The 12741-nt window shown below is 74.2% G+C and carries 7 protein-coding genes; 6 read left to right on the top strand and 1 reads right to left on the bottom strand.

All coding sequences use genetic code 11. The features are described 5' to 3' along the window. Positions 1-358 precede the first annotated feature (358 nt). Positions 359-1975 (top strand): hypothetical protein, encoded by a 1617-nt coding sequence (locus H030_RS0101690; protein WP_027004830.1) that lies wholly within the window; start codon positions 359-361, stop codon positions 1973-1975. A 254-nt stretch (positions 1976-2229) separates the two neighbouring features. Here the strand turns inward: H030_RS0101690 and H030_RS0101695 are convergent, their stop codons facing one another. Beyond that, the gene (locus tag H030_RS0101695; RefSeq protein ID WP_027004831.1) at positions 2230-2859 is read right to left on the bottom strand and encodes a hypothetical protein; all 630 of its coding nucleotides are present in this window, start codon (positions 2857-2859) and stop codon (positions 2230-2232) included. 206 nt (positions 2860-3065) lie between these two features. Between H030_RS0101695 and H030_RS0101700 the strand changes: the two genes are divergently transcribed. Genes H030_RS0101700 through H030_RS40370 form a run of 5 tightly spaced genes read left to right on the top strand, consistent with a single transcriptional unit; the run spans position 3066 to position 12595 of the window. Next, positions 3066-6125, top strand: coding sequence for a DUF4132 domain-containing protein (locus H030_RS0101700; RefSeq protein ID WP_081690430.1), 3060 nt, complete (start codon positions 3066-3068; stop codon positions 6123-6125). After that, positions 6122-7216: an ATP-binding protein gene (locus tag H030_RS0101705; protein WP_027004833.1), complete on the top strand. Its 1095-nt coding sequence runs from the start codon at positions 6122-6124 to the stop codon at positions 7214-7216. The genes H030_RS0101700 and H030_RS0101705 overlap by 4 nt, the downstream gene beginning before the upstream one ends. Next, on the top strand, positions 7213-9474 hold the full coding sequence (locus H030_RS0101710) for a DUF5682 family protein (RefSeq protein WP_027004834.1): 2262 nt from the start codon (positions 7213-7215) through the stop codon (positions 9472-9474). The genes H030_RS0101705 and H030_RS0101710 overlap by 4 nt, the downstream gene beginning before the upstream one ends. Then, the gene (locus H030_RS0101715; protein ID WP_027004835.1) at positions 9471-10619 is read left to right on the top strand and encodes a VWA domain-containing protein; all 1149 of its coding nucleotides are present in this window, start codon (positions 9471-9473) and stop codon (positions 10617-10619) included. Before H030_RS0101710 ends, H030_RS0101715 begins: the two co-directional genes overlap by 4 nt. Next, positions 10616-12595 (top strand): SWIM zinc finger family protein, encoded by a 1980-nt coding sequence (locus H030_RS40370; RefSeq protein WP_155891780.1) that lies wholly within the window; start codon positions 10616-10618, stop codon positions 12593-12595. The genes H030_RS0101715 and H030_RS40370 overlap by 4 nt, the downstream gene beginning before the upstream one ends. Positions 12596-12741 lie beyond the last annotated feature (146 nt).

Consider the following 12741-nt stretch of genomic DNA (forward strand, 5'->3'; position numbering starts at 1 on the left):
TACGAGAGAACGCTACAGCCTGTTTCAGCGCTCTGCGCTAGCGTCAGCGCCCCATGCGCCAGCGCAACTCTCCAGCCCGACCGACATGCTTGGCGAACGCCGCGTCGACCGCGCCCTCACCCGCGCAACGTAACGCTCAGGACGGCTCAGTCAATACACCGCGCCAGGTTCTCACTGACGGCCGGCGCCGGGACGGTCTGCGTGCGTCGTGTCAGCCCGCTACGCCCGTGCTCCGAGCCATCTCCTCGACAGCAGCCGGTCCGCCGCGCGGCGAACGCGTGCCGTGCGGCCGCAACCGACGCCACCCTCCAGGGCAGTACAGGATGGGCTGCTCGAGCACGCGGGTGGTAGGTCAGTAGTGCGCGCCTATACCAACGACCTGAGCTTTGCGCCCGGCACGGTGGCCGAAGATGTCAGCCAGGTCGTGGCCGCCTGGCGCGGCAGGCACTCAGGGCTTCCGGCCGACTGCGGGCGGGTCTGGACGCCGGGCACCGATGCCTACGAACTGGCCGACGGCAAGTCCACGGTAGAGATCAACGTGCTGGAGGCCGCCGAGGGGCGGCTCTGGCAGTTCGAGCTGCGCCACCCACACGCCGAGGACCCGGCAACAGAGGTGGTGGCGCGTGTAACCGTCGGCGACGTGGCAGAGCGTGTCAGCGCCTCGGTGCTGCTGCATACCGAACTGCGCCGCCATCAGATCACCGACGAGCGCCAGCCCATTCACGCACCGCGCGTGGTGGCTGACCTGCTGCGCCGCTTCGAGGTGCTCGACGCCGGCCAGCGGCTGACGCCGGGCCCGGCCGTTCTGGCCTCAGGCGAGGTCGACAGCTTCATCGACGAATTGCTGCTCTCGCCGGACCGCACCCGCCCTGTGCTCTTGGCCTCCGACAACCCGCTCACCCTGGCGCCGGCCGTCGATCCGGTCCGTCTGGCCAAGGAGACCGCTGGACTGGCCCACACTTTCTTCACGCTCTACGGATTGCCGGGCGCGGCCCTACACCGACGGCTGGGCGGTCTGGGCTGTCCACCTGGAGCGGTGCGGCTTTGGTGGCCGGGCATGACGCTCGACGACGACCCGCTGCGCCACCCACTGTGGTCGCTTGAGCGCCTGCGGGCTTGGCGCGGGCGCCGACAGCCCATCACGGTGATCGCCGAGCGTATCGGGGCCGCGGCGGCGGTAGTGGCCGCACCTGCCGACCACAGCCGCATCCGCCGTAAGGCAAAAATCGCCTCGTTGACGCGCACCGGCGACGGCACCACCGACGAGTGGCTGGCCGACTACGACCGTACGCTCAAGACCCTCGACGAGACGCGCGACGACCTGCAAGAGATGCGCGAGCAGCGTGACGTCGCACGCGCCGAGCTTGAGGACGCACAGGAGCAGATCGACGCGCTACGGCGCCAGATCGAAGAGGAGCGCCGCAACACGGGGCTGGCGCTGGCCCAAGCTGTCCGACCGGCCGACGCGCCTCAGGCCGAGCCGGGCTCAGACGCCGACGACGACCGTGAGTTGGCCGTACCCGGCGACGTCGCCGAGGCGCTGGCCATCGCCGAGGAGCGCTGCCCGCACCTAGTGGTCACTCGTCGCGCTCGCGAATCGGCAGCCGACAGCCCCTTCGAGCAGCCAGCTGAGATCCTCGATGTGCTGCTGCGCCTAGAGCGGTTAGCTGCGCTGTGGGCGCGCGAGGGCGGCATCGGCAAGTCGATCGCCGATAAGGCGCGCGAGCTAGGACTCGCCTGGCGAGGCGACGTGAGCATGAGCACGCGCCCAGGTGGCAGCCGCGCCGACCAGTACGAGTTCTCCCACGACGGCCAGACCTGGACGATGGGCCCACACGTGGCACTGGGCTCGGGCTCGGGCGCGGGAAAGGTCGCACGGATCTACTTTTCCTTCGATGATCAATCGGCGGACAAGACCGAGTGGCGCTTTGTGCTCGGGCAGGTCGGTCGCAAGCTCGAGGACTCGACCACGTAGCTCACGACCCCGCACAGTGCCGCATCACGGACAGGTCTTCGTCGTCCCGCGGCATGAGCGCCAGACGCCGACTCATCAGATGTAGACCCCGCCGTCAAGTTGTCCTCATTGATCCCGGGACAGCCATCGGTGTGCTCGGACGCTCCGTGTGCGGCCGGTGAAGAACGATCGCAAGCCACGCCCGATAACGCCCAGCTACGGAAACCACCCCGCGCGTCAAAGTCCGTCGGCTGAGGGCCAGGACCGCGTGCGCTTCATCGCGGCTGGCCGTCAACGCAGCGTCGGGCAGACCCCGTCGCCTCGAACGCGCTGAAGGTGTAGGTGAACCTGCCGGGCAGGATCGCCACCGCTTCCAGGGTGATCGGGGCGTTGACCGGCGCCCGGGTGCCTGGCAGCGGGCATTGCGCGCTGACGCGCGCCACCGATGCCAGTGAGCCACGTCGTGGGTGTGACACCTTGCGCGTGCCGAAGCCCGCGCAGTCCAAGGTGTAGGAGAAGCCCGCCGCCACGGCGCGGCGCGTCGCTGTGCGGATGCCGAGGTCGCGCAGGTCGGGCACGACGCGCGTGCGCCCGGGTGGCGGTGTGGTGGCCCCGGCGCAGAAGTGCGCCGGCCCGTAGCTGCGGTCAAAGCATATTCCGCGGCCATAGCGCCGGCGCAGATAGTCGAGGTTCGGCGCCGTCGGGTTGACGACCTCTACCGCGACGCACGTCGCGGCCTGCCCGGTCGCCGTCACGTAGATCCCGGAGCGGGCGAGGGCTGTGATGTCGCGCTCGATGCGCCGCTGCAGCAACCCGCGATCGACCGACGCCGGCCTTCCGCCGCGGCCGTCGCCCGAACCGAGCGCCAGCGCGGCGGCCACAGTGACCGCCGCCGCGACGACCACGGCGCCGACGCCCAGCGCCGCGCGTCGCGCGTCGCTCCAGGAGCCTCATGTCGCCAAGACAACACAGGCTGGCCCGTCCGCGTCAACCCCGCGGTCGGCTACGAAATCGCCGGGGCCGCCGCGACGGGGACGATGATGACCTATCGGTTCGTCGAGGCCATGGGCGTTTCGGGATACGCTGCTGTGCGGTGACGACGGGGGAGTGAATGGGAACGCTTGAGCAACGGTCGCTGGTGTTCGACCAGGGCACGTCCGACAAGTTCTGGACGATTCGCGTGGACGGGTCGCAGCACACAGTGCACTACGGGCGCACCGGCACCGCGGGGCAGGTCAAGACGAAGGACTTCCCGTCGGCCGACAAGGCGGCGAGCGACGCCGAGCGCCTGATCGCGGAGAAGCTGCGCAAGGGCTACCGCGACGCGACGAGCGCGACGCCGATGCCTGCGCCGGAACCCGAGCCCGCGCCCGCGCCGCAACCCGCACCGCAACCCGCACCGGCGTCCGACGCCGCGGTCGCCGCCGGCGCGTCCCCGTCCCCGGCGCCCGCACTCGACGACCGGCCGCCGCTGGACCTCCGCCCGCACGAGTGGTCGCTGGCCACCTGGCGCCCGCTGCACGATCCGCCCGCCGACGAGCCCGTGCCGTTCGACCCCAGGCGCCTGCGCGCAGCGATGAGGGCCGCCACCAGCGAGTGGGCGCTGCGCTGGCCCGCGTCGCCGATCCCCTTCCCCATCACGCGCGAGGAGGCCGCCTACTGGCTCCGCGCCGGCCAGCCGGTGCGCTGGGGCGACACCGCACTGAGGCGCCACGCCGCGGTGATCGACCAGCCGCCGGACCTCACGGCCGATGCGGCGATCGCGCTGGCCCGCACGAGCCAGCTCCCCGGCGGCGAGGCGATGGCGCCGCTGGTGACGCTGCTCGGCCCGGAGCGAACGCTCGACCTGCTCCTGGCCCCGCGCGCGAAGCCCGGCAACGAGAGCCCGGTGCTCGGCCTGTTTGCGGGCGTGCGCGCCTACCTGCTGCCCGCCCTGTCGAGGGCCGACCGCGACCGCCTGCGCGAGCGCGCGCGCACGTGGCTGACCGACGAGCTGCGCGACCCGGGCTACCAGCTCGGCGATGCCGCGCTGCTCGCGGCGCAGGTCGGCGGGCTCGACGCGCTTGTCCAGGAGCTGTGCGACCGCTGGCCCGACGGCTGGTTCGCGGACTCGGGCAGCGCCGGCTCCTGGGCGACGATCGCCTTCGGCGTCGGCTCCGCGCAGGCCTTCGAGGACGTGGTGGAGCGCACCGGCATGCGCTTCGCCGAGGAGCATGAGATCGCCGGGTTCCTCGCCCACACCGAGCTGCGGCGGCTGGACCGGCTCGTCGCGTCGGCGTTGCGCCAGGAGTCCCGGGACGCGGCCGCGACCGCCATCGGCGCGTTCGCCGCCCGCGTCCACGCGCTCGAGGCCGCACCCGGCATGCTCGAGCTGATGGTCGGCTCGCGGGCGCCGTCGGTCGCGCGCGACTGGCTCAACGACCATCCGCGCCAGACCGCGCGCGGGCTCGCGCCGCTGCTCTCCCGCTCCGGCCGCCTCGCCGACGCGGCGGTCGACCAGCTCAAGCGCATGGCCCGCGGCCCGTCGCGACCCGTGCTGGAGGAGCTGGCCGCCGAGCTGGCGCCCGGCGCCGAGCGCGACCGCCTCCAGGACCGCGTCCTGGACGCCGCCCTGCCCGCCGGCCCCGAGCTGGACGACGCACCACCGTGGCTGGCCGACGCCGAAGCGCGCCTGGCCAGGACCGCGCTCCCCGCCTGGCTGGACGTCACCGCCCTCCCGCCGCTGGAGGTCGACGGCGGCAGCCTCGGCGCCCGGCACCTGCCGACCGTCCTGCGGATTCTGCGCGCGAGCGCCGACGACCCCGACCCGGCGATCGGCCCGCTGCGCGCGGCGATCGGCCCGGGCAGCCCCGCGGCAGAGGAGCTCGCCTGGTCGCTGTTCGACGCGTGGTCGGCCGCCGACGCGCCGACCAGGGACAGGTGGGCGCTCGTCGCGATGGGCCATCTCGGCGGCGACCGTTGCGCGCTGCGTCTCGCGCCGCTCATCCGCGCCTGGCCGGGCGAGAGCCAGCACAGGCGCGCCGTCGTCGGCCTCGGCGTGCTGCGCGGCATCGGCACCGACGTCGCGCTGCTGCAGCTGAACGGCATCGCGCAGAGGCTGAGGTTCAAGGCCCTGCAGGCGCGGGCGCGCGAGGCGATGGAGGAGATCGCCCGGGACCGCGGCATGACCAAGAGCGAGCTCGAGGACCGGATCGTCCCCGACTGCGGCCTGGACGAGCACGGCAGGCGGGTCTTCGACTTCGGCCCGCGCCAGTTCGAGTTCGTGCTCGGCCCCGGGATGAAGCCGATGCTCCGCGACGGCACCGGGAAGCTGCGGACCTCGCCACCGAAGCCCGGCGTCAGGGACGACGCGGCGCTGGCGACGGCAGCCGTCGCCGACTGGAAGGTCGTGCGCAGGACGGTGGCCGACGTGGCCAAGGTCCAGGGCGCGCGTCTGGAGCAGGCGATGGTCGGGGGCCGCCGCTGGCCTGTCGCCGACTTCGAGGCCCTGATCGTCCGCCACCCGCTGCAGCGCCACATCGTCGCGCCGCTGGTGCTCGGGACCTACGCGGCCGACGGCGCGCTGACGGCCACCTTCCGGCTGACCGACGAGGGCGACTACGCCGATGCCGGCGACGAGCCGTTCGCCCTGCCCGGCGACGCCCGGGTCGGCATCGTTCACCCGATGGCGCTCGACGACGCCACCCGTGCCGCGTGGGGCGAGGTGCTCGCCGACTACGAGCTGGTGCCGCCGTTCCCGCAGCTGGGACGGCCCGTCTACGAGCTCGAGCCCGAGGACCGCGACGCGCGCGTCCTCACGCGCTTCAAGGCCTATGAGATCGGGCCGGGCGCCCTGGTGCGGATCCTCGAGAACCTGGACTGGACCCGCGGCGTGCCACAGGACGCCGGGATGTTCCACCTGCACAGCAAGTACTTCCCGGACGCCGACTGCACGGCGGTCGTCCAGTACGAGGGCGGCATCCCCGCCGGCTACATCGTCGAGGCCGAGGACCAGCGCGTGACCATGGTGTACGTGATCTCCGGGCGCGGCGACGCGTGGGACTTCGGCTACGGCCTCGACGACGGCCGCCGCGACAGACGCCAGCTCCTGCGCTGGGGCGACGTCGAACCGGTGATGCGCAGCGAGGTCCTCTCCGACGTTCAGCACCTGGTCGCGAAGGCCAAGCCGTGAGCGCGCCCGAGAGCCGCCAGCGGCCGCCGGCCGAGGAGCTGCACGCCGAGGAGCTCGCGCGCCTGGTCGCGCTCGACGCCGACGTCCAGCGCCCGCCCGGCTGGCGGATGACCCCGGCCTCGGCCGTGCGCTTCATCGCCGGCGACGCGAAGCTCGGGATCGCGCCGAAGTTCGTGGGCGAGCGCGCGTTCGTCGAGCGCTGCGTGGTCGCGCTGGCGACCAACCGAGGGTTGATGCTCATCGGCCGGCCGGGCACGGCCAAGAGCCTGCTGTCGGAGCTGCTGGCCGCCGCGGTCAGCGGCGACTCGACGCTGACGATCCAGGGCAGCGCCGCGACCACCGACGACGCGATCAAGTACTCGTGGAACTACGCGCTGCTGCTGGCCGAGGGGCCGTCGGAGCGCTCCCTGGTTCCCGCGCCTCTGCACACCGGCATGCGCGAGGGCCGGATCGTGCGCTTCGAGGAGATCACGCGCTGCCCGATCGAGGTCCAGGACGCGTTGCTCTCGGTCCTCTCCGATCGCGTGCTCGTCGTGCCCGAGCTGGACGACGAGCAGCGCACGGTCTTCGCCGCCCACGGCTTCAACCTGATCGCCACGGCCAACACGCGCGACCGCGGGACCAACGAGATGAGCGCCGCGCTCAAGCGCCGCTTCAACTTCGAGACGGTGCTCCCGATCGCCGACCTCCAGGACGAGATGGCGCTCGTGCAGCGCGAAACCGCGCAGATGCTCGCGCGCGTCGGCATCGCGGCGCGGCTGGACGACGACCTCACCGAGGTGCTCGTCACGACGTTCGCCGAGCTGCGGACGGGCAGGACCGCGGGCGACAAGGCGATCGAGCCGCTGGCCAGCGCGATGTCGACGGCCGAGGCCGTGTCGGTCGGCTACGCGGCCTGCGTGCAGGCGCACTACTTCGGCGGCGGGCGCGCGGCGGGTGCGGGCGACGTCGCCCAGCACCTGATCGGCACGGCGATCAAGGACGACCCCGACGACGTCAAGAAGCTGCGCCACTACGTCGAGCAGGAGGTCCGCGGCCGCAAGGGCAAGGCCTGGAAGGACCTCTACGCGGCGCGCGGCCATCTGCGGTGAACCCGCGCGTCCACCTCTTCGGCGTCCGGCACCACAGCCCGCAGGCGGCGCGCATGGTCCTCCGGCTGATCGAGGAGGTCGCTCCCGCGGCGGTGCTCGTCGAGGGACCGGCCGACTTCCAGGCCCAGGTCGGCGAGCTGGGCCTGGACCACCGCGCGCCGGTGGCGATCTACAGCTCGGTCGCGCGCGACGGTCAGCGGCGCGCCGCGTACTACCCGTTGTGCGAGTACTCGCCGGAGTGGCAGGCGATCCGGGCCGGGCTGCGAGCGGGCGTTGTTGTAGGCCTCATCGACCTGCCGTGGGTCGCGCTCGTCGACGCCGAGGCGCCCGAGGAGCGCAATCTCTACGGCGACCAGGAGCTGCACCGCTCGCCGGCGCTGCCCGCGCTACTGGAGCGCCTCGGCGTCGATGGCTTCGACGACGCCTGGGACCTGCTGGTCGAGGTCGACCCGGACCTCACGCTCGCCGACTACCGCGCGCGGGTCGACGCGCTCTGCCGGGAGCTGCGCGGCCCCGAGGAGCATGTTGGTGTGGAAGACGCGCGGCGCGAGCGCTTCATGGCCGCGCAGGTGCGCAGGACGCTCGCGACGGTCGACGGGCCGGTCGTGGTCGTCACCGGTGGCTTCCACACGGAGGGGCTGCGGCGGCTGCTGCACGATGACGCGCAGGCCGCGCCGGCCGAGGCGCTGCCCGAGCCGCGCGCCGGCGACGGGCGGGTCGTCGCGTTGACGCCCTACTCCTACGCGGCGCTCGACGCGCTGACCGGCTACGCGGCGGGGATGCCGAACCCCGGCTTCTACGACCTGGTCTGGCGGGCGCGGACCACCGACGCCGGCGCGGATGAGCGACCGGCCGACGTCGCGCTGGCGCGCATCGTCGCGCGCCTGCGCGAGCTCGACCAGCCCGTCAGCCCCGCCGACCTGATCGGGCTGCGCGTCACCGCCGAGGGGCTGGCGGCGCTGCGCGGGCACGCCGAGGTCTGGCGCCGGGACCTCGTCGACGGCATCCGCGGCGCGCTGGTCAAGGACGAGCTCGAGGCCGGGATCGTGCACCCGATGCTCGCGGCGTGCTTCGAGGTCCTGCGCGGCGACGCGCTCGGGAGGCTGGCCGACGAGGCGCGGCGCCCGCCGTTCGTCACCGACCTGGAGGAGCGCCTACGGGCGCTCGACCTGGAGCCCGCGGCGCAGCGCCGCGGCGTCACGCTCGACCTCCGGATCCCGCGCGAGCTGGAGCGCAGCCGCCTCCTGCACGGGCTGGCGGTGCTCGCGCTGCCGGGCTTCGAGGCCGCCGACGTCGTCGCCCGGCCGCAGGACGGCGCGCTGCAGGAGCGCTGGACGGTGTGGCGCGCCGTGGGCCTGCCGGGCGCGGCGATCGAGGCCGCGGCCTACGGCGCCAGCGTCCCGGCCGCCGTCGCCGGCCGCCTGCTGGAGCTGGCTGGCCGGCTCGCCCACGACGCGGCGGGCGCGGCCCGGCTGCTGCAGGACGCGCTGCTGGCCGGCGCCGGCGACGTCGCCGGGCCGCTCGTCGCCCGGGTCGGTGAGCTGATCGGCGCCGATCCTGATGTCGCGTCGGTCGGCGACGCCGCCGCGTCGCTGCTGCACCTGTTCCGCTATGAGTCGGTGCTCGGCACGGCCGGCGACGCCGGTGCGGGCGCGCTGCTGGCGGCCGCCTATGAGCGGTTGTTGTGGTTGTTGGATCCGGGCGGCGGCGCGGCGCCCGCCGAGGACGCCGGCGTCGAGGCGATCGCCCAGGCGATCGAGGTCCTGGAGCGCGCGGGCGACGCGCTCGGGCTCGGCCGCGAGGAGCTGCTCGGCGTCCTGGAGCGCCTCGACGCCGACGACGCGGCGGCGCCCGGCCTGCGCGGCGCGGCGCTCGGCGCACGCTGGGTGCTGGACGCGGTCGACCCCGAGGCGCTGGACGCCGCGCCGCTGCGCTTCGCCGATCCGGCCGCACTGGGCGACTTCTTGTATGGGTTGCTGCGCCTCGCCCGCGAGGCGGCCCAGCGCCGGCCGGAGCTGCTGCACGCGATCGACCGCGTGCTCGTCGGGTGGGAGCCCGCGGCGTTCTTGGAGGCCTTGCCCGCGCTGCGCCGGGCGTTCGGCGCGCTGGCGCCGCGCGAGAAGGACCGGGCGGCGCGGATCGTCCTGGGCGAGGCGCTGGAGCGCGTCGCCGACCCGGCCGAGGCCGAGGCGCTCGCGCGCCTGGAGGCGTCGCTGGCCGGCGTCCTGAGTCGCTTCGGGCTGCGGGGTGCGGCATGAGCGACGACGACGTCCGACGAGCGCGTTGGCGCCTGGTCCTCGGCGCGGAGGCCGCCGCGGCGTGCGCGGTCCCGGGTGGCGGCACGGGCGACGCCGGCGAGCCGCTGAGCGACGAGCAGCTCGCCCAGGACCGCGCGCTGACGTTCCTCTACGAGCGCGAGACCGGCAGCGACCGTCGCAGCGGGGGCCTCGGCGGCGGCGACGGGCTGACCGTGTCGGCCTGGATCAACGACGTGCGGGAGCTGTTCCCGCGCCGCGTCGTCGAGCGCCTCGAGCACGACGCGCTCGACCGCTACGGGTTGCTGGAGCTGGTGACCGACGCCGAGGTGCTGCGTCAGGCGCAGCCGAGCATGACCATGTTGAAGGCCGTGCTCTCGACCAAGCACCTCATGAAGGGCGAGGTCCTCGATGAGGCGCGGCGCATCATCCGGGCGGTCGTCGACGAGCTGCGCGAGCGGCTGGCGCGCGAGGTCGTCTCGCCCTTCGCCGGCACGCTGGACCGGCGCCGTCCCACGCGCCACAAGGTGGCCGCGAACTTCGACGCCAAGGCGACCATCCGGCGCAACCTGAAGCACTTCGACCTCGCGAGCGGCCGGATCGTCATCAACCAGCCGCTGTTCTCCTCGCGCGTGCGCCGCCACGTCGACCGCTGGCAGGTCATCGTCCTGGTCGACCAGTCGGGCTCGATGGTCGACTCGGTCATCCACGCGGCGGTCACGGCCTCGGTGTTCACGGCGCTGGGCACGTTGATGGACACGCACCTGGTCGTCTTCGACGACAGGGTCGTCGACCTCACCGAGCGCGCCGGCGACCCCGTCGAGACGCTGCTGGCCGTCCAGCTCGGCGGCGGGACCGACATCGCGCAGGCGATGGCCTACGCCGCGCAGCTGGTGACGCGGCCCGACCGCGCGCTGGTCGTGCTCATCACCGACTTCTGCGAGGGCGGCGCCGTCGGGCCGCTGCTGGCGACGACCAAGGCGCTGATCGAGTCGGGCGTGACCGTCCTGGGCCTGGCCGCGCTGGACGCCGACGCGGTGCCGGGCTACGACCGTGGGACGGCGTCGCGGATCGCCGCGCTCGGCGCGCACGTGGGCGCGATGACGCCGCACGAGCTCGCCGTCTGGGTCGCGGAGCGGGTGGCGTGAGCCGAACCGACCTGATGGCCTTGACGGGCGAGGACCTCGTCCTGCTGGCCAACCGCGGTGTCGTCCGGCGCGCCGAACGCGAGGTCGCGGCGGGCGCGGAGCTCGAGGTCGCCGAGGACGAGGCGGGGACCGTCACGGTGACCGGCGCCGACGCGACGACGACGCTGCCGGCGGGGGCGCGGCTGGAGGACTCGCGCTGCACGTGCGCGGCGGCCGGGCTGTGCCGGCACGTGGTCCGGGCGGTGCTGGCCTACCAGGCCGCGGACAACGGTGCAGCGAGCGCCGCCGTCGGCGCGGCCGACGCCGCGTGGGACCCCGGCGCGATCGGTGACGAGGTGCTGGACGCCCACGTCCCCAGGGCCACCCGCGCCCGGGCGCGCACCCGGGCGAAGACCGGCGTCGCGGTGTCGCCCACGCGATCGGCCAGGCCGCTCGCGCAGATCCACGACGACGACGTGGTCGTGCGCTTCCTGGTCCCCGGCGACCTCAGCTACGCGCGTTGCTCCTGCGCGCAGCCGGCGCCGTGCGAGCACGCGGTCCTCGCGGTGCTCGCGTTCCGCGCGCTGCCGGACGGCGCCGACGCCGGGCTGGTGGAGCTCGGCTCGCCGCCGCCGGTCGATGCGAGGGCGCGCGCCGAGGTCGAAGACGCGGTGGCGCTGGTCGCCGAGGCCGGCGTCGCCTCTGGCCGCCAAGGGACGGTCCGCGTCCTGGAGCACGCGTCCGCCCACGCACGGGACGCCGGCTGGGCGTGGCCGGCGGCGGCGCTGGACGACCTGGCCGAGGCATGCCGCCGCCACGCCGCGGCCGACCCGGCGTTCGCGCCTGCCGAGGTCCCGCGCCTGGCCGGCGAGGTCCTTGCGCGCCTGGACGCGATCGCCGGCGGCACGGTGCCGCGCGGGGTCGTCGCGGGCGGGCCGCGGCGCGCCGACGTCGAGGTGCGCGGCGGCCTGCTGATCGGGCTGGGGACGCGGGTGCGCCGCGCCGGCGCGACGTCGCATATCGACGCGTTGATGTACGACACCAACAACGCGCGCGTCGTCGCGATCGGGCGCAGCCTCGCCGACGGCGACGGAGGTCCCATGCCGTTCGCCCGCCTGGCCGCGGGGTCGGTCCGCAAGGGCATCACCTACGCCGACCTCGGTCGCGGCCAGCTCGTGGCCACCGGCGCCAGGATCTCGGCCGGCGGCCGGGTGTCTCTCGGACGGCGCCCCGCGTCGTCGAGCCCGCAGCGGCTGGACTGGGCGACGTCGCTCGGTGGTCTCGTCGCGGAGTCGTTCGCGGAGGCGCGGGCGCTCTCGTCCCACAGGCTCCCGCCCGCGCTGGCCGCCCGGACGCCGGCGGAGAGCTTCGCGGTCGTCGCCGTCGAAGGGGTCCAAGACGCCGGGTGGGACCCAGCCGAGCACGCGGTCGTCGCGACGCTGCACGACGGCGCAGGCGGCACCGCGACGATGGTGCACCCCTACACCGCGCCGGGCGCCGCCGGCGTCGAAGCGCTGCTGGCCGGCCTGGACCACGCGGCTGCCGTGCGCTTCGTCGCCGGCTACCTCACGAGGTCCGGGCTGCGGCCCACGGCCGTCGTGGTTGAGGACGACGCCGGGCAGCGCACGATGCTCCAGCCCTGGGTCGACGCGGCCGGCGCGCCCGCCACCGACCGCTCGGCGCTCCTCGACACGGAGCCCACGACGGTGCTCACCGAGCTTTCCGGCGCTCTCGCCGACCTCCTCACCGCCGGCGTCGCCCGGCCCGACGCCCTGACCCGGGACCGCTGGGCCGACCTCACCGAGCGCCTCGACGGCGCCGGAAGCACCGTGCTCCTCCGGCCTGTCCGCACCCTCTCCGAAGCCCTCGGCCGCTCCCTGCGCGCTCCACACGATGCGACCTCTGACGCCGTCGATGCCGCCCTCAAGCTCGCCGTCCTGCTCGCCGTCGCCGATGGGCTCGACACGTACACCGACACGGCTTCAAGTTCGCCGTAGAGCTCCTCGCTCAGCCGGTCAAACAATCTCCCGCCCAGCGCCGCTCTAGGCACTGGAACGGCGCCAGTGCCTGGATCGCCCGGAATGATCACTAATCGGCTGGTATCCGAGTCCAGAACTGGAAACAGGGTCGCCGGGAAACCCCT

It is taken from the genome of Conexibacter woesei Iso977N, from assembly GCF_000424625.1.
GTDB classification, from domain to species: domain Bacteria; phylum Actinomycetota; class Thermoleophilia; order Solirubrobacterales; family Solirubrobacteraceae; genus Baekduia; species Baekduia woesei_A.

Bases quoted from the DNA above. Each gene is read 5' to 3' on its own strand.
- H030_RS0101700 (WP_081690430.1), top strand. From the start codon at position 3,066: ATGGGAACGCTTGAGCAACGGTCGCTGGTGTTCGACCAGGGCACGTCC.
- H030_RS0101715 (WP_027004835.1), top strand. From the start codon at position 9,471: ATGAGCGACGACGACGTCCGACGAGCGCGTTGGCGCCTGGTCCTCGGC.